Raw genomic sequence first — 20,540 nt, forward strand, 5'->3', positions numbered from 1 at the left:
ACGAGCGCTCCGCCCAAGACCTGGCACACCTGAACACCGATTCCGATGAAATTGTCCAAACGTTCGCGAAGCCGCAGCGGCAAGGCGGACCGCGCCCATTGCAACATCAGCCGAACCGGTGCGTGTGCCGCAGCAGCGTATACCCGATGCGCGGACGCTTCCTTAATCCAGTGGCATTAAGTAATATCGAAACGTCCCCGCTGACCTGTGGTCGGTCAGGTCAGGCACGGCACCACGCCGCCTCCTGCGCAGCAGTTCCGGCACCTTGGTCACCATGCAGCCATCCATGAAATCAGCGCAGTCGATGCTCGCGTGTTTGCAGTCGGACGGCACTCAGGCACGGGCCGCGCGATGAGCCAATCCCGCTTCTCCGAGGCGCGTGAAGCCAAACCTCGTCGTGATCCCGCCGCCTCGCGCCGGCGGGCTCTGCTCGTCATCCCCGCGCTCGGCGTGCTGGTCCTGATCCTGCTTTGGACCGTGATCTTCGCGCGTCTGTCGGTCGAGAAGGAAGCCACTTACCGCGAAACCATGGCCTCTGCTGCGATTCTCTCCGCGGCGTTGGAGCAGCACACGATCAAGGCGATTCACCAGGTCGATCAGATCACCCGCTTCGTCAAATACGAGTTCGAGAAAACGCCGGAGCGTTTCGATCTCTCCAGCACGGTCGAGAAAGGCGTCGTGCAAAGCGAGACTTTGGTGCAGGTGTCGTTGATCGACGAACACGGCAAGCTGATCGCCAACACGGCCGAACTCAATCCCAAACGCATCGACCTGTCCGATCGCGAACACTTCAAGGTTCACGAGCACGAGAACGACGATCAGCTGTTTATCAGCAAGCCCGTGCTCGGCCGCGTCTCAGGCCATTGGACCTTGCAGATGACGCGCCGTCTGAATCATCCGGATGGTTCGTTCGCGGGCGTCGTGGTGGTCTCTGAAGACCCCAGCTATTTCACCAGCGATTTTTACAACAACGCGGCGATCGGCCATGAAGGCGTGATCGCCGTGATCTCGGACAACGGCGCCGTGCTCGCGCGGCGCACCGGTAGTGCCGACAGCACGAACGGCGCGTTCTCGGCGAGCGGCACTTATCCGACGTCCGAGCATGTGTCGGGCACCTATGTCGATTCGATCGACAACGTCACGCGTATCGTGTCGTACCGGCACATCGACGGTTATCCGCTCGGCGTACTGGTGGGCCTTTCGCAAGCCGAAGAATTCGCGGACTACAACCACACGCGCAATGTCTATCTGATGATGGCGGGCTTCATCTCGCTCGCGATGCTGAGTTTCTTCGCCGTTGCGACCGGTCTGATCGGCAAGCTGCTCGGCCGCGAGCGCGAGATGACGCATCTGGTCGAATACGATCTGCTCACCGGTTTGCGCAACCGCTATGCGACGCTGCAAACGCTGCGGCACGACGTGGCGCAGCCGGCCAACCTCGGACGCCTCGCGATTCTCTTCATCGACCTCGATAACTTCAAGACCGTCAACGACACGCTCGGCCACAACGCCGGCGACATCGTGCTGCAGATGACGGCCTCGCGGCTCGCCTCCGCGGTCGGCGAGAACGGCGCGTTGAGCCGCATCGGCGGCGACGAGTTCGTCGTCGTGATCAAGGGCGACGACGTCGAGAAGCGCGCGGTCGCGCTGGCCGAAGCCGCCGCCGACGCGTTCGCCAAACCCTTCGAAGTGCGCGGCAGTTCATTCGTGCTGCATGCGAGCATCGGTATCGCGCTGTATTCGGTGGCCAACGAAAGCGAGATCGACCTGCTGAAGAAGGCCGACCTCGCGATGTACAGCGCGAAGGACGCGGGCAAGAACTGCTATCAGTTCTATTCGCCGCACTTGTCGCATCGCGCGGATCATTTGATGAAGTGGGAGCAGCAGTTGCGCGTCGCGCTTGCCGAAGGGCAACTGTTTCTCGCCTATCAGCCGAAGATCGATCTGACGCGCCGCTGCATCACCGGTTTCGAAGCGCTGGTGCGGTGGAACCATCCGCAGCACGGTTTGATTCCGGCCAACGAATTCATTCCGGTCGCCGAATCGACCGGCCTGATCGTGCCGATCGGCGACTTCGTGATCGAGACCGCGTGCCGGCAACTGGCGCTCTGGCAGCAACAGGGCTACGACACACTGTCGCTCGCGGTGAACATCTCGGCGGTACAGTTCTGGCGCGGCGATCTGTACAAAACCGTCTCGCAAGCGATCGAGGAAACCGGCATTTCCGCGCGCCGTCTCGAACTCGAAATCACCGAGACGGCGATGATGGAATATCCCGAACTCGTGTCGGAGAAAATCTTCGCGTTGAAGCGCCTCGGCGCGCGCATCGCGCTCGACGACTTCGGCACCGGCTATTCGTCGCTGTCCTATCTGAACCGCTTCTCGGTGGACACGCTGAAAGTGGACCGTTCGTTCATCCAGGCCATTCCGGGCGACCGCAGCGTCTGCGTGATGGTCACCGCGATCGTCAATCTGGCGCGCTCGCTCGGGCTCACGGTGGTGGTCGAAGGCACCGAAACCGAAGAGCAGATCGCCTGGCTCGCCGCGCTCGGTCATATCGAGGCGCAAGGCTTCCTGTTCTCGCGCCCGGTGCCGGTCGAGGCGATCCCCGCGCTGCTCGAACGCTTCGGCGTATGCGGAATGACCGGACGCCGCGACGCGCAGGAAACCGACAACACGAGCAGCGTGTCCAGCACCAACGAATGAGCACGCTGGCCGCGCGGCCACGGCGCACCACGGCGTCGAAATACCGGCTACATTCACACTGAACCACGACGCCGCGGCGCGTCGCCTCATACCACGATGATCCCAAAGGACGGGCGCCCGCGAGCCGGACGCCCGTGGCGCCATGCAGACGATCATGAGCCAGGATGCAGTCAGACGAGGGGAACGGGAACCGCTATGGACGCTGTTCAGGGTCGTGTTCGCCTTGTCGGCGTTGTCGTGGGGCGGCCTCGCGCTCATGGCGCAACTCGAACATCATTACGTCGAACGCAAGGGACGGCTCTCGCGCATCGCCTTCTCCGATCTGATCGCGCTCGCGTGGATGGTGCCCGGGCCCGTGGGCTGCAACGTCGCCGTGCAACTGGGGCATGCCCTGCGCGGACGCGCCGGCGCGTGGGTCGCGGGCATCGCCAGCGTGCTGCCCTTCTTCATGCTGATGACGCTGTTCGCGATCTTCTATCGCACGCCGCTCGTGCGCGCCGCGGCTTCTCAGACTTTGCTCAATCACTTCAGCGTCGTGCTCGCCACGCTGATCGCGATCACCTGGTACAAGCAGACGCGCGCGCTGGTGCGCGGCAGGCTCGAATGGATCGCGGCAGTGCTCGGCTGCGTGGCGCTCTTCTATGCACACAGTCCCGCCGCTTATGTCGTGATGCTCGCGGCGGCCTTCGGCGCAGGCTGGGTCGTGAGCCCGGTGCGCGACGCGCGCCTCGTCGTGTCGCTCAGGCGCGGCGACTGGCAGGTGCTGGCCGCCTTGTGCGTGTTGCTCGTGCTGTTCGCGTTGCCGCTGCCACATCGCTACGAACTGGCGCTGTTGTGGCCGCGCCTCGCCGGCGCCGGGATGACGCTGTTCGGCGGCGGCTTCTCGGCGCTGCCGGTGCTCAGGACGCTGTTCGTCACGCCAGCGATCGGCGTATCGGATAACGACTTCACGCTGGCGTTTTCGCTGTCGCCGTTGTCACCGGGACCGCTGTTGAACGTGGTGCCGTTCTTCGGCTACCTGGTGGACGGCTGGGTCGGTGCGCTGATTGCGACGCTCGCGCTATTCGTGCCGTCGGGCTGTCTCGTCGTGCTCGCGCAGCGGCATCTGCATCAGTTGAAGGCAAATCCGCGTTTCGAGCATGGCATGCGGATTCTGCGCGCGGTGACGACTGCGTTTCTCGCCGTCGCCGTGCTGCGCATTGGTGCGCATGTGCCTTTCAAGCCGGTCTATCTGCTGACCGCGCTGTTCTCCGGCATGTGCTTCGCGAAGCTCAAGGTGCCGGTGTACGTGGTGTATGGAACGGTGGCGGTGGTTTGCGGGTTGTGGCTGGCTTATGGCGCGCTGCCTTGAGCGGCAGTGGCGGCAGAGATAAAAACCGTGGCGATCGAGGCGATAAACGAGGCGATAAACGAGGTGATATACGAGGTGATCAACGAAGTAATCCGCCATGCGATAACCGAAGCGACAGCCGAAGCGGCCATCGCAACACTCCCCGCAGACCCTGTCCTCAGAACCCGCGCGACAACACGGCGACGCCGATCGTCACGACGCCGAGCACGATATTGATCAGCACCAGACGCCGGACCGTGCCCACCGCCTGCGCGCCGTCGGGCCATTTCTGCGCCTGTACCGCGCGGCGAATGCGCGGGAAAACGGCAAAGCGGATGTGGCCGAAGATCAGCATCATCACGATGCCGAGGCCCGCCATCGCATGCAACGGCCACGTGGCGTGACCGCCGCCGAACTGCATCAGCAGAAAGCCGCCGGTGAGAAGAATCACCAGCACGGCGGCGGCGACCCAATTGAAGAAGCGGCCGAACACCGATTCCCACAGCGGCAAGCGCAATTGCGGCGACAGATCGGCAATGGCCGGACGCAGACAGAAATGCGCGAAGATCATCCCGCCTACCCATACCGCGACCGCGAGCAGATGCAGAAAGAGTGCGAGTTCGATAGCTTTGTTCATGTACTTTTCCTCTCCCGACGACGACACCGCACCGCTTGGGACGATTGATACCGGCAGCGGCCAGTGAGCGCGTTCGACCGCGCGTCATGCGCGCAGTTCCGGACGCCCGAAGCTTTGCCGCCGATTTTGTAGTTGTTATTGCAGCGCGCCTGATGCCACGACGCCGCTACTCCCCGACTTTGCTACTTCGCACGCACTTTTTTACTGCGCACGGCGGGCGCCTGCATGCTAGCAGACGAGCGCCGTGTTTAAACGTCAAACTTCGTCAAGCCAGCACCGGACGCATACCGTCGAGCTTCATCTTGCTCTCCGGCGCACGCCCCTTTCGCGCGCGCTTGCCGACATGCGGCGCGAGCGCGGCAGGGCCGAGCTTCTCTTCGTCCGTCCGGCCGCCACGGCGCGTACCGATCAGCACCACACCCGCATGGTTGATCGCCAGCGCCTGCAGCAGCGTTTCGTTGTCGTCGAGCGCCATCAGCGTGACGCCGCGTCCGCCGCCCGAGAGCGTCTTCATCTCGTCGAGCGCGAACACCAGCAGACGCCCGCCCGACGACAGACACGCGATGTGCGTCGCATCCGGCAGCATCGGCATCGGCGCGAGCGGTGCGGCGCCGGCGTCGATCGTCATGAACGACTTGCCCGCCTTCACGCGGCTCACCATGTCGCCGACTTTCGCGACGAAACCGAATCCGTTGCTCGATGCGAGCAGCAACGCCTGATCCGCGGACGCCGCGTAGTAATGCATCAGGTGGCTGCCCGACTCCAGTTCGATCAGCGACGTGACCGGCACGCCGTCGCCACGGCCGCCCGGCAACAGGGCCACCGCCACCGAATAGACGCGGCCGTTGCTGCCCCACGCGACCAGCGTATCCGGCGTGCGGCACTGGAACGCCGCGTAGAGACCGTCGCCCGCCTTGAAGGTGAAGCCTGCCGCGTCGAGACCGTGGCCCTTCAGCGCACGTACCCAGCCCTTCTGCGACACCACCACCGTGACCGGTTCGTCGACCACGCGCGCTTCGAAAGTCGCGCGCTTTTCCTGCTGGATCAGCGTGCGGCGCTCGTCGCCGTACTGTTTCGCGTCGGCTTCGATTTCCTTGATGAGCAGACGCTTCATCGCCGATTCGCTGCCGAGCAGTTCTTCGAGCTTGGCCTTCTCGTCGCGCAGTTCGGACAGTTCCTTCTCGATCTTGATCTTTTCGAGCCGCGCCAACTGACGCAGACGGATTTCAAGAATGTCCTCGGCCTGGCGATCCGACAAGCCGAATGCGGCCATCAGCGCGACCTTCGGTTCGTCCGACTCGCGAATGATGCGGATGACTTCGTCGATATTCAAAAAGACGATCATCCGGCCTTCGAGGATGTGAATCCGGTCGTCGACCTTCGACAGGCGATGCCGCGTGCGGCGCGTGACCGTCGCGAAACGGAACGCGATCCACTCGTGCAGGATTTCGCTCAACCCCTTCTGACGCGGACGGCCGTCACCGCCCACCATCACCATGTTCAGCGACGCATTCGATTCGAGGCTCGTGTGCGCGAGCAGCGAATTGACGAACTCGGTCTGGTCGATTCGGCTCGACTTCGGTTCGAACACGAGACGCACCGGCGCGTCCTTGCCGGACTCGTCGCGCACCGCGTCGAGGAGCGCCAGCATGGTCTGCTTGGTCTGCAACTGCTCCGGCGTGAGCGTCTTCTTGCCGAGCTTGATCTTCGGGTTGGTCTGCTCTTCGATTTCTTCGAGCACCTTCTGCGCGGCCGTGTTCGGCGGCAGTTCGGTGATCACCAGTTGCCACTGGCCGCGCGCGAGCTCTTCGATCTTCCAGCGCGCGCGCACTTTCAGGCTGCCGCGGCCGGCTTCGTACGCCGCGGAGATTTCCGCCTCGCTCGAAATGATCTGGCCGCCGCCCGGGAAGTCCGGACCCGGAATGTGCTGCATCAACTCGGCATGCGACAGCTTCGGATTGCGAATCAGCGCCACCGCCGCGCCCGCGACTTCGCGCAGATTGTGCGACGGAATTTCCGTCGCCAGCCCCACCGCGATACCCGACGCGCCGTTCAGCAACACGAACGGCAAACGCGCCGGCAGCGTCTTCGGCTCCTGGAACGAGCCGTCGTAGTTCGACATGAAATCGACCGTGCCCTGGTCGATTTCGCTGAGCAGCAGTTTCGCGATCGGCGTGAGACGCGCTTCCGTGTAACGCATCGCCGCCGCGCCGTCGCCGTCGCGCGAGCCGAAGTTGCCCTGGCCGTCGATCAGCGGATAGCGCATCGAAAAGTCCTGCGCGAGACGCACCAGCGCGTCATAGGCGGACTGGTCGCCGTGCGGGTGATACTTGCCGAGCACGTCGCCGACCACGCGCGCCGACTTGACCGGCTTCGCAGTGTCGGCGAGGCCCATCTCGTTCATCGCGAACAGGATGCGGCGCTGCACCGGCTTCTGGCCGTCGCACACGTCCGGCAGCGCGCGGCCCTTGACCACGCTCACCGCGTATTCGAGGTACGCGCGCTCCGCATAGTTGCCGAGCGTCAGAAAGTCGCCTTCGGGGGGCGCCGGCTCGTTGAAAAGGTCGAGAGTGTTATCGTCGTCCATCTAGATTCCGTATCCGTGTTTGGCTTGAAGTTCTGGTTCGAATGCCGAGCGCTGTGCAGGTTAAAAAACCCGCGCTCAGATGTCCGCTTCCACTTCGTTGCCCTTTTCTTCCAGCCAGCTGCGCCGCGACGCCGCTTCGCCCTTGCCCATCAGCATCGTCATGCGCGCGACCGTGGCGTCGTAGTCGAGCGCGCCCAGTGCGACCGGCTGCAGACGCCGCGTGTCGGGGTTCATCGTGGTGTCCCACAACTGCTCCGCGCTCATTTCGCCGAGGCCCTTGAAACGGCTGATCGACCATTGCGATTCGCGCACGCCGTCCTTGGTCAGCTTGTCGAGGATCGCTTCGAGTTCGCCTTCGTCGAGCGCGTAGAGCTTCTGCGCCGGCTTCTTGCCGCGCGCGGGAGCATCCACGCGGAACAGCGGCGGCCGCGCGACGCACACATGGCCACGCTCGATCAGTTGCGGGAAATGCTTGAAGAACAGCGTGAGCAGCAGCACCTGGATGTGCGAGCCGTCGACGTCAGCGTCCGACAGAATGCAGATCTTGCCGTAGCGCAGATTCGACAGATCGACCTTGTCATCGGGGCTGTGCGGATCGACGCCGATCGCCACCGAGATGTCGTGCACCTCGTTGTTCGCGAACAGGCGGTCACGCTCGGTTTCCCACGTGTTCAGCACCTTGCCGCGCAGCGGCAGGATCGCCTGGTATTCCTTATCGCGGCCCATCTTCGCCGAGCCGCCCGCCGAGTCGCCCTCGACGAGGAACAGTTCGTTGCGGCCGATTTCCGTCGATTCGCAATCGGTCAGCTTGCCCGGCAGCACCGCGACGCCCGAGCTCTTGCGCTTCTCGACCTTCTGGCCTGCGCGCGTGCGCGCCTGCGCCTGCTTGATGACGAGGTCCGCGAGTTTCTTGCCGTGCTCGACGTGCTGATTGAGCCACAACTCGAGCGCAGGCCGCGCGAACGACGACACCAGCTTGACCGCATCGCGGCTATTCAGGCGTTCCTTGATCTGCCCTTGAAACTGCGGATCGAGCACCTTCGCCGACAGCACGAACGACACCCGCGCGAACACGTCTTCCGCGAGCAGCTTCACGCCCTTCGGCTGCAGGTTGTGCAACTCGACGAAGCTCTTGACCGCCTGGTACAGACCGTCGCGCAAACCGGATTCGTGCGTGCCGCCCGCGGGCGTCGGAATCAGGTTGACGTACGACTCGCGCATCAGCGTGCCTTCCTCGCTCCACGCGACGACCCATGCGGCGCCCTCGCCTTCGGCAAACGTCTCTTCGCTCGCGCGCGAGTTTTCGACGTAGCGCTCGCCTTCGAACAGCGGGATCAGCAGGTCGCTGCCGTTCATGCCTTCGAGCAGATAGCCGCGCAGGCCGTCTTCGTATTTCCAGCTTTGCTGCTCGCCGGTTTTTTCGTTGATCAGCGTGACTTCGACGCCCGGCAGCAGCACCGCCTTCGAGCGCAGCAGACGTTGCAGTTCGCCGAGCGGCAGGTTCGGCGAGTCGAAGTATTTCGGATCGGCCCATGCGGTGACGCGCGTGCCGGACTTCTTGTCGCCCTTCGTAGCGGGCCGCACTTCGAGCTGTTTCGCGACGTCGCCATGGGCAAAGCTCAGTTCCGCGACCTTGCCGTCTCGCCAGACAGTGACGTCGAGGCGCGTGGACAGCGCGTTGGTGACCGACACGCCGACGCCGTGCAGGCCGCCCGAAAACGTGTACGCGCCGCCGGCGGCCTTGTCGAACTTGCCGCCCGCGTGCAGGCGCGTGTAAACGATTTCAATGACCGGCACGCCTTCTTCCGGATGCAGGCCGAACGGAATGCCGCGACCGTCGTCTTCGACCGACACCGAATGGTCCGCGTGCAGCGTGACCGTGATTTGCCGGCCGTGGCCGCCGAGGGCCTCGTCCGACGCGTTGTCGATGACTTCCTGAATGATGTGCAGCGGATTTTCGGTGCGGGTGTACATCCCGGGCCGTTGCTTGACCGGCTCCAGGCCCTTCAACACCTTGATCGACGCTTCGCTATACGCGGCGTTTGGCTTTTTCGTAGACATGGTTGACTCGGGTGCGTCGGTTCATCGTTGTCCACAGGTCCTGTGGACAGGTCCGTGGACAATGCGTTGAGTTTTCAAAAAAAGCAAAACGAAACAACGGGGTTAGGTGGGATGCCCGCGATGCGGGCAAGCTGTTTTGTCGCGCGGCTTCCCGTTGGCGCGCTCAACGGCGTTCATCGTGCATGACCACGCCGGTGCGAACATGGGGGAAGCCTGTTCGCGGGGTATTTTACTGATTTCGATAACGGCGGCAATTCACGATGTGCAGGATTGGCCGTCTGGATAAGGCCTGGCAGGCGCGACCGACCGTCGCGAAGCGCACGGCGCGGCAGTTCCGTGGCCAAAGCGTGACGGTTATCGGAGCCTCGCGCAAGCTGCATTTTCTGCGGCCCTTCAGCCGCGCTTTCTTATCTGCCGAGCCTTTTGTCGTGCCTTCTGCCGCAGCGCACCGCTCGCCGCACCGCATCGCGTTATGGCGCCGCGCTCTGCCGCGCAGCCCCCGAGCCCGCGCGGCCTTTGCTTCACTTACGGCGTTTTTCCAGCTCGTCCCAGCGTTCGAGCGCGATCAGCAGTTCTTCGTCGATCGCCGCATAGCGCTCGGTCAGACGCGTGCCTTCCTGCGCATCCTTCGCGAAGATCGAGCCGTCTTCGAGTTGCGCGCCGATGGTTTTCTGCTCGGCTTCGAGCGCGGCGATCTGCTCCGGCAACGCGTCCAGCTCGCGCTGCTCCTTGAACGACAGCTTCGCCGCGCGCTGCGCATTGCGGCCCGCGGCATTGTCTTTGGCCGGCACCGCGTCTTTGGCCGCATCCTTGCCGGCCTCTTTCTGCGCATCCAGCGCCATCTGCTGCGAGCGGTCGCGCTGGACCTGCCAGTCCGTGAAGCCGCCGACATACTCGCGCCACTTGCCCGCGCCTTCCGACGCGATCACCGAGGTCGCGACGTTATCGAGAAACGCGCGGTCGTGGCTGACCAGCAGCACCGTGCCGTCGTATTCGGTGAGCAGTTCTTCGAGCAGTTCGAGCGTGGGGATGTCGAGGTCGTTGGTCGGTTCGTCGAGCACCAGCACGTTGGCCGGCCGCGCGAACAGCCGCGCGAGCAACAGACGGTTGCGCTCGCCGCCCGACAGCGACTTGACCGGCGAACGCGCACGCTCCGGCGCGAACAGGAAGTCGCCGAGGTAGCTCATCACGTGCTTCTTCTGGCCGTTGACTTCGACCCACTCGCTGCCCGGGCTGATGGTGTCGGCGAGGCTCTTGTCCAGATCGAGCTGCGCGCGCATCTGGTCGAAATACGCGACCTGCAGGTTGGTGCCGACGCGCACCGTGCCCGCGTCCGGCGCCAGTTCGCCGAGGATCATCTTCAGCAGGGTGGTCTTGCCCGCGCCGTTCGGACCGACGAAGCCGATCTTGTCGCCGCGCATCACCGTGGCCGTGAAATTGTCGACCACCGCGCGCGAGCCGTAGCGCTTGGTCACATCGGTCAGCTCGGCGACGATCTTGCCGGACTTCTCGCCCTGGCCGACGTCGAGCTTGACGTTGCCCTGCACGTTGCGGCGCTCGGCGCGCTGCTCACGCATTTCCACGAGACGCGCGATCCGGCCGACGCTGCGCGTGCGGCGCGCTTCGACGCCCTTGCGGATCCACACTTCTTCCTGCGCGAGGAGCTTGTCGGCCTTGTCGTTTTCGACGCGCTCGATTTCGAGTTGCTGCGCCTTGCGCGTCTGGTACGCCGAGAAGTTACCCGGATACGACAGCAGACGCCCGCGATCCAGTTCGACGATGCGCGTGGCGACGCGGTCGAGAAACGCGCGGTCGTGGGTGATGAAGAGCAGGCCCGCGCGCAGCGAGACCAGCAGATCTTCGAGCCAGCGGATACCGTCGAAGTCGAGGTGGTTGGTCGGCTCGTCGAGCAGCAGCACGTCGGGCTGCACGACCAGCGCGCGCGCCAGCGCCACGCGCTTTTGCATGCCGCCCGACAGCGAGCCGACCCGCGCCTCGCCGTTCAGGCCGATCTGCTGCAGCGTGGTGGCCACGCGCGTGCTCCAGTTCCACGCGTCCGCCGCGTCCAATGACGATTGCAGCGTGTTCATGCGCGCCATCAGCGCGTCGTGCTCGGCGCCTTCCGGCTCGTCGGCGAGCTGGTTGGCGACCACGTCGTATTCGTCGAGCAGCGCGCGGGCGTGCGTGAGGCCAGCGGCGACCGCGTCGAATACGGTGTCGTCGGTGTCGAACTCGGGCTCCTGCGGCACGTAGACCGTGGTCAGATTCTGTTGACGCGAGACCAGGCCGTCGTCGGGCTTCGTCAGGTCGGCGACGATCTTCAGCAGCGACGACTTGCCGGCGCCATTGCGTCCGATCAACCCAACGCGTTCACCCGCTTCGAGGGAGAAATCCGCGTGATCGAGCAACGCGACGTGACCGAACGCCAATTGGGCGCCGGTAATGGAATAAAGCGACATGGAGAATTGGAGAAGACAGCGATGAGTCGGAACTGCTCATTGTACCGGGCGCGCGGCCGGGTGCCTGTATGCCGGAAGAGATAGGCCGATTGGGCCCGATTGAGTGGCCCGCGGGAAGCAAGCGAACCGGGGCAAACTGCTGGGCGATTTAGCGGCTCAGTCGCAGCAAACCTTGGCGCGGCGGAATGCAAGCCGCGTGCTGGCCGGCTGGCGCGGCCGGCCAGCCGGTTACCGCCGCACGTGTCCAGCCGGCCGGGACGGCAGTGCGGCTTACTTCACGTGCACCGTGATGGTCTTGCTCATTTCCGGCCCATACGAGCGATGCGCGCCGTCGCCGAACTGCAGCGTCAGCGTATGGTCGCCCGGCGGCAGCGTCAGATCGGTTTCGGTCTGGCCCTTGCCGAAGTGCAGCGACTTGTCCGTGGCCGGAATGACTTCGCCCTTGGGCAGCGGCTTGCCGTCGATCAGCAGGTGGTGGTGGCCCGTGCCTTCCGTCATCGTGCCGGCAGGTGCGATCTTCATGCCTTCCACGCCGAATACGACGTGCACGGGATTGCTGACGGTTGCCCCGTCCTTCGGCTGCACGAAGGACACGCCGGCGGCCTGCGCCGCGCCCGATACCGCGAGCAAGCCGGCCAGTGCGGCACCGGCCAACCATTTGTTCTTCAACATCGTTGTTCTCCTTACAGGGAAACGAAAGTCCCGCCTGGACGCTGCCGACGACGGCGACGCCCCATCGCCTGGGACCGATCGTCGCATTGCATGCGAGACGCCTCACGCGCATGTCCAATCGAATAGCTGCGGATCAGAGCATACACGCTGTGGCTCGTGTGGTCCGTTCAGTGGGGTCGGAGATGTCTCAGACGCGTTGCGGCGGCGCCGCACCGGTGGTTCGCGGTCGGATTGACAAATTCCGGTAATATTGCGGGTCGCCGCGCTGCCCAAAAAAGGGGCAGACTACGCGGGCCTTTGCATTGAACTAGAGAAGAGTACGTCGTGAGCGAAGTCATTGAAGTGATTGAATACAAGAGCTGGGTCTGCCTGATTTGCGGCTGGATCTACAACGAGGAAGAAGGCCTGCCCGAAGAAGGCATCGCGCCGGGCACGCGCTTCGCCGCCATTCCGGAAGACTGGCGCTGCCCGCTGTGCGATGTGAGCAAGGCGGAATTCGCGGTGGTGGAGTTCTGAGCCGGGTCGATTGAATCGGGGGGCGAATCGATTGCGCCTTTCGGGTGAAACCTCTGCGGCGATCGGTGTACGGCCTAGCAGGCAAATGCCGCTGGGCCGTTTCCTTTTCTGGCTGGGCTGCGCGGCTCTCCTCGCCCCCGAACGGGTTTGATATACTCTGCGCTCGCTGGCGAATTTGGACTCGCCCAGTCGCGCGGGCTTGTTCGACCGCGCGATTGCAGCGATCATTCCGGTTTGGTCCTCTCCCTGTAGTTCAATGGATAGAACAAGTGCCTCCTAAGCGCTAGATACAGGTTCGATTCCTGTCAGGGGGACCAACTAGCTTCCCAGCGTCTCCCAAGTTTGCCCAGAAAAGCCCCGTATGCGTTGCGCTGCGGGGCTTTTTGCTGCCGTCATTGCCCAAGGTTGCCCACGACAAGCCAGATTTTTTGGGGGTATTAGTGGGGATATCGCCGAATACCCCCAAATTCGATACCCCCAAAGCCATGCCCAAGCAGATTGCACCGCTGACCGAGCTTCAAGTCCGCAAGGCCAAGCCGGGTGAACAGCCCTACCGCCTTGCTGATGGCAAGGGACTGTACCTTCAGGTCATGCCGAACGGCGCGCGCTACTGGCGCATGAAGTACCGGTTTGACGGCAAGGAAAAGCTCGCCTCCTTTGGCGTCTATCCTGAGGTCAGTCTCGCCGACGCCAGAAAGGCATGCATGGCCGCGTGGCAACTATTGACCACGGGCACTGATCCGTCGGAGCAGAAAAAGGACGTGAAGCGTGCGCGAGCGCTAGAAGCGGTTTCCTCGTTCGAGGCGGTGGCGCGCGAGTGGTTCGAGTCGCAAAAGGACGGCTGGACGGAGGTCTACGCCGGCAAGGTGATCAGTTCGCTGGAGGTGGACGTGTTTCCGAAGATCGGCGCCAAGCCGATCGCCGGCATCGAGGCGCCGCATATGCTGGAGGTCTTGCGAGCGGTCGAGGCCCGCGGTGTTCGGGAAACCGCCAAGCGCATTCTGCAGCGGTCACGCGCGGTTTTCCAGTACGGCATCATGACGGGCCGGTGCTCACGCAACCCGGCGGCCGACATCAATCCTGAGACCGTGCTGAAGAAAGGCGCTGGCGTCAAACACATGGCGCGCGTCAAACCGGTAGAGATCCCGCAGCTCATGCAGGACATCGCTGGATACCAAGGGGACGTCGTCACCCGGCTAGCGCTGCAACTTATGGCGCTCACGTTCGTCCGGACTACGGAGTTGATCAAGGCCGAATGGACCGAGATCGACGAAAAGGCCGCTCAATGGAGAATCCCCGCCGAGCGCATGAAGATGCGCGACCCGCACATCGTGCCACTCTCGAAACAAGCCCTTGACGTTCTCGGCGAGCTAAGGAAGCTCAGCGGCGCCGAGAAATACGTGTTCCACAGCGTGCAGGGACGCAGCCGCGGCCCCATCTCCAATAACACCATGCTGTTTGCGCTCTACCGCATGGGATACAAATCGAGGATGACCGGTCACGGATTTCGAGGGCTTGCTGCCACCGTTTTGCGAGAGCAAGGGTATAGCCGTGACGTCGTTGACAGGCAGCTCGCGCACGCCGAGCGCAATCAAGTGACGGCGGCATACGTGCACGCGGAGTACCTCCCTGAGCGCAGAAAAATGATGCAGCATTGGGCTGACTATCTGGGCAAGTTGAAGGAAGAACGCGCGGACATCACGGCCCTATCAGCGCCAAACTGATGACGATCAACGCCAGATACTCCTATGCACGCTAAGCGCCGCGCGTCCGACCGCTAGAATCAATTTATGCCCATATAGGGCATTCCGCAAAGCCGCGCCTAGTTCGGCTATTCGAAAACCGGGCTCCCCTTACCCGGCTGGCGCGGTCGCTTTTTGAGGGCGTGATCGAGGCGCAGCTATCCCAGCAAGAGAAAAGCCAGACTGTCGCCGCCTACAACCACGCCCGCTACACGGCGGAGCGCCAGCGAATGATGCAGTGGTGGGCGATCGGCTCGACCAGCCGGCCGCCGGCAACGTGGTTCCCTTCAAGCGGCCTGCCTAATTCACGAGGTGTTAAATGCCTGTCAAAAACCGATATGTTTTCGAGCGCATTCGCCAGTTCGGTGAGTGGGTTACGCTGAACACCGTGCTTCAGGATACGGTTCTCTAGATGCCGCGCAGCTTGGCTTGTCTGGACGATAGTTGCCCAAGAGAGTAGGGTTCAATCCTATCCACATCAAGGAGCCCTTCGTGCGAACCACGCAGCAAATAAGCATTACCCTGCCGAACGACATGGCGCACGTTGTGAGAGGCAAGGTGCTACGCGTTCTTTGCTCGATCGTTGGCGCGTTTGCCATCTGGACGCTGGCGGCCTGCCAACATACGACGCCGAGTTCGTCGATCGGTGTCGGCAATCCCTATCCAGTCAGCAGCTACGTCTGCGATGAGACACGTTTGGCTGTGCGCTTGATGGGAGAGCGCGCCTCGGTCTCCGTTGACGGAGCAGCCGCCGTCGATCTTCCCTCGATCGGAAACTCAGGGACCACGTTTTCCAACGGACGCCAAACGCTGATCATCGAGCAAGGCCGCACGTCGTGGGCCGTTGGGCGCGCCATGCCGGTTGCGTGCACCGGCGGCTAGCGCCGGAGAAATTCGGTGGCGGACGTGCGCGACGGAGTGACCGCTGCCCTCAAAAACCGGCCGTAAGGGGAAGATGCTCCGTCAGGCTTCTTTGGGTCGATGGCAGTCGGCCACGGCTAGGCCGGACCTACTTGCGGATTCAATGCGACAGGGTAGCCGGGAAAGACCCAAAAGAGAAAGCCGACCCGCAATGGTCGGCTTTTTCGTTTCTTTTGAGCTACTAAGCATAGCTGACTTATCTCGTAAACAACTACCCTTCTCGATCTGCTAGGTTTACGCCGTCACAAGATACAGGACCAGGCAATGGGCGGTACGGAACTGAAAACAGACGCTTCGCAGCGGTGGATGTTGTACAGCAAGGACGCCTACGGGAGCGGGCGCATCTTTCTTACTACCGAGCAGAAACAGGCAGTTGAAGAGGGCAAGAAGTTCGCCCAACGCGCGTATGCCGATGTGTGGGCCAAGGACGCACATCTGGTCAAGCGCGTGCGGACGTTCCTTGGGCAGCACTTCTACTGGCACGACCGGCTTGTGAAGACCGGCGCCGACCTTGAGGTGTTAGAAACCTTGCAGTCGATGATTCGTGGTGAGAGCGTGGTACTCATTGCCGAGCAATCGCGCACAGGCGGCGCCGGGATTGATGCGGCACCTGAACCCGAAAGGCTTCCCAGCTTCCGTGAATCGTTAATGACCAGCTACGGGATGTCATACGATGCGGCGACGGACTACATCGAGCGCTACAACGCTTCGGTCGATCGCATCAATGCGGCGCTGGCACGATCCGCGAGCACGGCCGCGTCCGCACTGGCCGACACCGCGAGCGATCTGACGGAAACCGCTACGCCGCTCGGCGATGCGCAGCCGTTCGAGTATACACCGGACGCGGTGGGTGGCGACGTTGAAGAGCTGGCGAAGTCGACGATGAACGAGCGATATGCGGCCAAGATGCTTGGCTACGACATGGACACGTTCGGCGGCATGATTCACGCGCTCAAGGGGCAATACAGCCTGCGAGGCGATGACAACGTTATGTTCCACGACAGCGGCGACATTTATTTCAATGGCGAATGGTTGGACAACATTCACAGCTACGCGCCCTGAAAGAGAAATTAAATGACCTCAAAACACCAGCTCGCATACGCCTCTTTCTCGATCTACCAAGACGCGGAACCATCCGAGTTCTGGACGCGATACTTTGCCGTCGCGCCGGACTCGGCAGGCGTCAAGGGCGAGCGCTTCATAACGCCATCTGGGCGCATGAGTGCCGGCGTGCGGCGAATCGGCGTCTGGAGCGTCTCCAGTAAAGCGGCGGTGATGAGCGACGAGTTGACGCCCCATCTTCGCTATCTGGTCGAGCGCCTGGCGCTGCCGCGCGCAGACCTGCCCGAGCTACTCAGACAAACGAATGCGCGAATGCGTTTTTTCTGTTACTGGTCTAACGAGACCGGCGACCGAGTGCCCGATGTTCCTGACGACATTAGGGCGCTGATGGAAGCGATGGGCGGCACCATCGAGATTGACGAATACCGATAGGCTCACCATCCCCTAACTACAGTACCGTACAAAAACACCCAGACGGCCTGCCAGAGCAATCTGCGCACGCCGTTTCCACTAAAGGAGGAACACCGTGAAAATGACGAATGCAGAAAAATTGATGACAGTCATGCTCGCCGAGATTTTGGAAGGCATCAAGACGAAAGGCGAGATTGAACCGGAGTTTGTGAAGGAGCAATCTTTAATGATCACCTGTGGGCGTTGGAGTGGAAATACCACGGCCTTTTCGCGGACTCGGCGGACCCGACCGCACCGGAAGTCTCATTTGTCGTAGACGTTCTCGATATGTGGTCGTTCATCGAGCGTGGCTACGAGAAACTCTCAAAGGCTGATAAAGCGCGAGTCGATGCCGAGGTTCCGAACGGTGTCGGCCCCTTTCAGGGCTTCGACGGCAACAACGAAGCCGAATATATGTCGATCGCCCGCTTTCTGGTTGAACACCTGGACCGGTTCACGCAGTTCAAGGGACGCGGATTTAACTCCCACATGCCGAGTGCTGGGCGATACAAACAAATGTTGGAGAAATTCGAGCCAATTCGCGCCGGGCTTGGGGCTCCACGCGAGCTGAATGCAGGTGAACTCATTGCAATCTGCAAGCGCTGAGCTGCTGACCTGACAGCAGTCCGTCGCTATTGCGATTAGCAGCCCACCAATGGGTCAACTCACAGAGAAAAAACTATGGACCAGCAACTCATTGCACTTTATGAACTCAAGCGTCAATCCTTCTTGATCGGATATATCCAGAATCCGGAGAACTTCGACGACGCTCTCGCATTTGCGTACTTTAACCGGCTCGCACCCATCTTTCACGAAGACAGCATGCGAGAAAAGTATGACGGGGACCCGTTCGCGGAAGTCTATGCCGTCAAAGCCGACTTTATGGACGAAGTGCTCAAGTACGTGGATCACCGGGATTTGGCAGGCGACCACAGCGCAATCGAGTTTTACAATCTCGAAGATAATTGAGTGCGGCGCTCGTCGACGGACTTGCGAGGATGCGCGACGAGGTGCACGTGAACACCGTTCTGCCGCGCGAAGCCAGCCAACTTGCGCATCACGTCCTTTTGCGACGTCATCGAGCCAGGTCCATCCGCCTGCACGTCGGTCATCATCAAGCTATCGATCACAACGTGACGAATCCCATAGCGCTTGTAGCCGTAGTTGAAAACCGTCAGCAGGCGGTCGATCGACGCGGAGCCGACCAGCGCAAAGAGCCACATGCGATCGTGCAGCCATTCAGCCATGTGATCGAGGTAAGCCGGCGCCGGCCGATCAAGGCCGCCGAGCTGTTTCGCCATGCGCTTGCCTTGCCGCTCAGGCGTCATTTCGCCGGAGAACACGCACACACGCTCGCCCTGCTCCATGACGCCGATCAGCACCTGATTCAGCAGCAGAGACTTGCCGTGGCCGTTGTAGCCCGTCCAAACCGTTACCTCGCCCGGCCTGAACTCAAACCAGAACTGCTTGGTGCCGCAGAACGTCAGGAACACAAGCACTGATTTGCGATGCTGAAACGTCATCGCGTTTTTTGTTGAAGCCGTATGTTTTTCGCACGATTGCGAGAAGAACCTTGAGTTGGCGTGCGGTGAACGGATAGTTCAAGACAGCGTCGTAGAGCTCGTTCGCGATCTTGATGTGGCCATCTTCGACCTGTGGAGACGCTGACATGTCGATGCCCTCAGTGACGCGCCAGATCGAACAAGCGGAAGGCGCTGATGACCAGTGCGGCCGGCACAATGCCGCGGCTGTAGCCGGCTATCAGCATCCGTTTGACGTATGTCTTCATGCTGTGAGCCCCAATGCACCTTCAAGCAGCCGCACCTGGGCTCCGCTACGCGCGTTGATCTCCTGTCGCATCAGATACCAGCAGCGGGCCCGCATGACGCGAGTCTGCGCCGCGCACATAAGCTCGCCGAGGGCTCGGATGCGCAGCTCGCGGGCGTGGTCTGCAAGCGGGCTGCCAAGCAGCGTCGCCTCGACAAGCGACGTCCGGACGGACCATGAGTGAATACGGATTGAGCCGATATTGCGCTGCCAGTGTGCAGCGCGGCGCGAGCGAATCGCGCGCTCCTGAATGGTCGCCATGGCTAACCTTAAGCAGCGTCTTCAGCGTAATTCAGCGGATCAGCGATCCAGCGGAGGACCTGCTCGTTGCGATAGACAGCGCAGGTTTCCGAAAGCTTGATGGGCCGCGGTGCCTTGCCGGCGAGGCCGAGCTTGCGCCACGTCTCGCGGCCAATCGGGAGGAATGGCTGGATCTGCGGCCACTTGGACAGGCCAGTGGTCGGCAGGATGGGCGGTTGGGCCGGGGAGGTTTCAGGAAGGTTTGACATTCGTTCACCGTTATCGTGAGAGTTGGTGAACGAATGCTAAGGATTTGATTCTCTGAGCGGTACGGCCGTAGTAAGCCATACCAATCAAACTAGTTACGGGTCGAAATACTGATAAAAAAGAAAACTACGCACCGGCACTTAATTGCTCAATTTGTCCAAACAACTGCCGCCGACTGTCGCTGAATTTCTTACACAGCTTCTCGATAGTTCGAGTGTCGAGCGATACCCGGAACCCTTCCAGCATCATTAGATTGGCGATTGCCTCTGCCTTAAATGAGCGAAAATGCCGCCAGTTTAGCCGGGACATTCGGTAGACAAAGAGTCGCTCACCTATTGTCTCGTCACCCCGAACGATCGGATAGACCGCAGTTGCGTCAACCGCGGCAAGCAGCCTTAGGCCGTTGAGTTGGGCGTCCAAAATTTCCTTCCTCCAGAAGGCCGGCCGATGGCTAGGTCTGAAGCTTTTCAGTACCTCCATAGCTAGTGAATCATCAACAAGGGCCATAATAGCTTCGATACCCGCAATCGCCGTCTTAAGTTTCGACTCAATAGTGCGCCGATCCGAAACCATTCTTTGCGCGGTATCACTGTGCAGGTATTCGTTCAGTGCGAAGACGAAGCCCTCGTACCAGTGCATCATTCCCCCGTGAGGATTCTTCAAATCACTGATCACCCCCCTAAATCTGTGCGGGCGATCTAGATCCGCGGCCGCTTTCACCAGACGCCGCATGAGAATTTTTACATGCTCCTCCATTCGCTCAGCCTCGCTGAGACCGGTTTTCTCGACCTCTCTGAAAATCTCTGCATATAGCTTTCGCTGCGCGTGTGCGAAGACATTCTGAGCTTCGATCCACTTCATGACTCGGTGCTCGAAGACTGTTTCGCAGTTTTGCGCACGCTGTTCCAAAACGAGCCTGACAAGACGCTCGCCATTTGTATTGGCGACGTCGGAAAAATACGCGCGCTCGAAATCGGAATCGAGGTCGACTGCGTTGCTCTCGCTCAGTAAGCTAAGACATCCGTTGAATTCGTCAATACTCGGTATTGCCATTGCGCCCTCA

General features: G+C 61.7%; 20 protein-coding genes and 1 tRNA gene. 11 read left to right on the plus strand and 10 right to left on the minus strand.

Annotated elements, in window-relative coordinates:
• Positions 1-351 precede the first annotated feature (351 nt).
• Positions 352-2,706, plus strand: a complete 2,355-nt coding sequence (locus PQQ53_RS14030; RefSeq protein ID WP_408324515.1) for a bifunctional diguanylate cyclase/phosphodiesterase — start codon at positions 352-354, stop codon at positions 2,704-2,706.
• Positions 2,707-2,848: 142 nt separating this feature from the next.
• Complete coding sequence (locus PQQ53_RS14035; protein ID WP_408141661.1) at positions 2,849-4,057, plus strand: chromate transporter; 1,209 nt, start codon at positions 2,849-2,851, stop codon at positions 4,055-4,057.
• Positions 4,058-4,214: 157 nt separating this feature from the next.
• Here PQQ53_RS14035 and PQQ53_RS14040 read toward each other — a convergent pair whose 3' ends face one another.
• From PQQ53_RS14040 to PQQ53_RS14060, 5 genes are all read right to left on the minus strand, one after another.
• Entirely contained in the window at positions 4,215-4,673 is a 459-nt protein-coding gene (locus tag PQQ53_RS14040) for a CopD family protein (protein ID WP_121316889.1), read from the minus strand.
• Positions 4,674-4,938: 265 nt separating this feature from the next.
• Positions 4,939-7,260: a DNA topoisomerase IV subunit A gene (gene parC, locus PQQ53_RS14045; protein WP_408141660.1), complete on the minus strand. Its 2,322-nt coding sequence runs from the start codon at positions 7,258-7,260 to the stop codon at positions 4,939-4,941.
• A 75-nt stretch (positions 7,261-7,335) separates the two neighbouring features.
• The gene (locus PQQ53_RS14050; protein WP_408153856.1) at positions 7,336-9,321 is read right to left on the minus strand and encodes a DNA topoisomerase IV subunit B; all 1,986 of its coding nucleotides are present in this window, start codon (positions 9,319-9,321) and stop codon (positions 7,336-7,338) included.
• Positions 9,322-9,842: 521 nt separating this feature from the next.
• Entirely contained in the window at positions 9,843-11,780 is a 1,938-nt protein-coding gene (locus tag PQQ53_RS14055; protein ID WP_408141658.1) for an ATP-binding cassette domain-containing protein, read from the minus strand.
• Positions 11,781-12,050: 270 nt separating this feature from the next.
• Complete coding sequence (locus PQQ53_RS14060) at positions 12,051-12,452, minus strand: DUF4399 domain-containing protein (protein WP_408141657.1); 402 nt, start codon at positions 12,450-12,452, stop codon at positions 12,051-12,053.
• 324 nt (positions 12,453-12,776) lie between these two features.
• Between PQQ53_RS14060 and PQQ53_RS14065 the strand changes: the two genes are divergently transcribed.
• The 9 genes from PQQ53_RS14065 (at position 12,777) to PQQ53_RS14105 (ending at position 18,112) form a co-directional block, all read left to right on the plus strand.
• Entirely contained in the window at positions 12,777-12,968 is a 192-nt protein-coding gene (locus PQQ53_RS14065) for a rubredoxin (protein WP_042327611.1), read from the plus strand.
• Positions 12,969-13,210: 242 nt separating this feature from the next.
• Positions 13,211-13,285, plus strand: a tRNA-Arg gene (locus tag PQQ53_RS14070).
• A 168-nt stretch (positions 13,286-13,453) separates the two neighbouring features.
• Positions 13,454-14,692 carry a tyrosine-type recombinase/integrase gene (locus PQQ53_RS14075; RefSeq protein ID WP_408153842.1) on the plus strand — a complete coding sequence of 413 codons (1,239 nt, stop codon included), beginning with the start codon at positions 13,454-13,456 and terminating at the stop codon, positions 14,690-14,692.
• A 510-nt stretch (positions 14,693-15,202) separates the two neighbouring features.
• Positions 15,203-15,592, plus strand: a complete 390-nt coding sequence (locus PQQ53_RS14080) for a hypothetical protein (protein ID WP_408141655.1) — start codon at positions 15,203-15,205, stop codon at positions 15,590-15,592.
• A gap of 303 nt (positions 15,593-15,895) precedes the next feature.
• On the plus strand, positions 15,896-16,693 hold the full coding sequence (locus PQQ53_RS14085; protein ID WP_408152843.1) for a hypothetical protein: 798 nt from the start codon (positions 15,896-15,898) through the stop codon (positions 16,691-16,693).
• 12 nt (positions 16,694-16,705) lie between these two features.
• The gene (locus PQQ53_RS14090) at positions 16,706-17,125 is read left to right on the plus strand and encodes a DUF4279 domain-containing protein (protein ID WP_408152844.1); all 420 of its coding nucleotides are present in this window, start codon (positions 16,706-16,708) and stop codon (positions 17,123-17,125) included.
• Between the two features lie 94 nt (positions 17,126-17,219).
• Positions 17,220-17,420: a hypothetical protein gene (locus tag PQQ53_RS14095; protein WP_408152979.1), complete on the plus strand. Its 201-nt coding sequence runs from the start codon at positions 17,220-17,222 to the stop codon at positions 17,418-17,420.
• Entirely contained in the window at positions 17,348-17,749 is a 402-nt protein-coding gene (locus PQQ53_RS14100; protein ID WP_408152845.1) for a YfbU family protein, read from the plus strand. The genes PQQ53_RS14095 and PQQ53_RS14100 overlap by 73 nt, the downstream gene beginning before the upstream one ends.
• Positions 17,750-17,824: 75 nt before the next feature.
• Positions 17,825-18,112: a hypothetical protein gene (locus tag PQQ53_RS14105; protein ID WP_408324516.1), complete on the plus strand. Its 288-nt coding sequence runs from the start codon at positions 17,825-17,827 to the stop codon at positions 18,110-18,112.
• On the opposite strand, the gene PQQ53_RS14110 is transcribed toward PQQ53_RS14105, so the two are convergent.
• The 5 genes from PQQ53_RS14110 to PQQ53_RS14130 all read right to left on the minus strand — a co-directional run bounded on the left by PQQ53_RS14110 (position 18,091) and on the right by PQQ53_RS14130 (position 20,530).
• A complete protein-coding gene (locus PQQ53_RS14110) occupies positions 18,091-18,666 on the minus strand; it encodes an AAA family ATPase (RefSeq protein WP_408324517.1) in 576 nt (191 codons plus the stop codon). The genes PQQ53_RS14105 and PQQ53_RS14110 overlap by 22 nt on opposite strands.
• Complete coding sequence (locus PQQ53_RS14115) at positions 18,596-18,814, minus strand: replication protein (protein ID WP_408324519.1); 219 nt, start codon at positions 18,812-18,814, stop codon at positions 18,596-18,598. Before PQQ53_RS14115 ends, PQQ53_RS14110 begins: the two co-directional genes overlap by 71 nt.
• A 114-nt stretch (positions 18,815-18,928) precedes the next feature.
• On the minus strand, positions 18,929-19,231 hold the full coding sequence (locus PQQ53_RS14120) for a hypothetical protein (protein WP_408324521.1): 303 nt from the start codon (positions 19,229-19,231) through the stop codon (positions 18,929-18,931).
• A gap of 8 nt (positions 19,232-19,239) precedes the next feature.
• Positions 19,240-19,479 (minus strand): helix-turn-helix transcriptional regulator, encoded by a 240-nt coding sequence (locus tag PQQ53_RS14125; RefSeq protein WP_408324523.1) that lies wholly within the window; start codon positions 19,477-19,479, stop codon positions 19,240-19,242.
• 124 nt (positions 19,480-19,603) lie between these two features.
• On the minus strand, positions 19,604-20,530 hold the full coding sequence (locus tag PQQ53_RS14130) for a hypothetical protein (protein WP_408324524.1): 927 nt from the start codon (positions 20,528-20,530) through the stop codon (positions 19,604-19,606).
• Positions 20,531-20,540 lie beyond the last annotated feature (10 nt).

Origin of the sequence: Paraburkholderia strydomiana, from assembly GCF_046030495.1 — a bacterium.
Lineage (GTDB): Bacteria > Pseudomonadota > Gammaproteobacteria > Burkholderiales > Burkholderiaceae > Paraburkholderia > Paraburkholderia strydomiana_A.

Coding starts and splice junctions, on each gene's coding strand:
- PQQ53_RS14110 (WP_408324517.1), bottom strand. CDS start 18,666: ATGACGTTTCAGCATCGCAAATCAGTGCTTGTGTTCCTGACGTTCTGC.
- PQQ53_RS14125 (WP_408324523.1), bottom strand. CDS start 19,479: ATGTCAAACCTTCCTGAAACCTCCCCGGCCCAACCGCCCATCCTGCCG.
- PQQ53_RS14130 (WP_408324524.1), bottom strand. CDS start 20,530: ATGGCAATACCGAGTATTGACGAATTCAACGGATGTCTTAGCTTACTG.
- PQQ53_RS14115 (WP_408324519.1), bottom strand. CDS start 18,814: ATGTCAGCGTCTCCACAGGTCGAAGATGGCCACATCAAGATCGCGAAC.
- PQQ53_RS14030 (WP_408324515.1), top strand. CDS start 352: ATGAGCCAATCCCGCTTCTCCGAGGCGCGTGAAGCCAAACCTCGTCGT.
- PQQ53_RS14075 (WP_408153842.1), top strand. CDS start 13,454: ATGCCCAAGCAGATTGCACCGCTGACCGAGCTTCAAGTCCGCAAGGCC.
- PQQ53_RS14085 (WP_408152843.1), top strand. CDS start 15,896: ATGGGCGGTACGGAACTGAAAACAGACGCTTCGCAGCGGTGGATGTTG.
- PQQ53_RS14060 (WP_408141657.1), bottom strand. CDS start 12,452: ATGTTGAAGAACAAATGGTTGGCCGGTGCCGCACTGGCCGGCTTGCTC.
- PQQ53_RS14035 (WP_408141661.1), top strand. CDS start 2,849: ATGCAGACGATCATGAGCCAGGATGCAGTCAGACGAGGGGAACGGGAA.
- PQQ53_RS14120 (WP_408324521.1), bottom strand. CDS start 19,231: ATGGCGACCATTCAGGAGCGCGCGATTCGCTCGCGCCGCGCTGCACAC.
- PQQ53_RS14050 (WP_408153856.1), bottom strand. CDS start 9,321: ATGTCTACGAAAAAGCCAAACGCCGCGTATAGCGAAGCGTCGATCAAG.
- PQQ53_RS14055 (WP_408141658.1), bottom strand. CDS start 11,780: ATGTCGCTTTATTCCATTACCGGCGCCCAATTGGCGTTCGGTCACGTC.
- PQQ53_RS14105 (WP_408324516.1), top strand. CDS start 17,825: ATGGACCAGCAACTCATTGCACTTTATGAACTCAAGCGTCAATCCTTC.
- parC (WP_408141660.1), bottom strand. CDS start 7,260: ATGGACGACGATAACACTCTCGACCTTTTCAACGAGCCGGCGCCCCCC.
- PQQ53_RS14090 (WP_408152844.1), top strand. CDS start 16,706: ATGACCTCAAAACACCAGCTCGCATACGCCTCTTTCTCGATCTACCAA.
- PQQ53_RS14040 (WP_121316889.1), bottom strand. CDS start 4,673: ATGAACAAAGCTATCGAACTCGCACTCTTTCTGCATCTGCTCGCGGTC.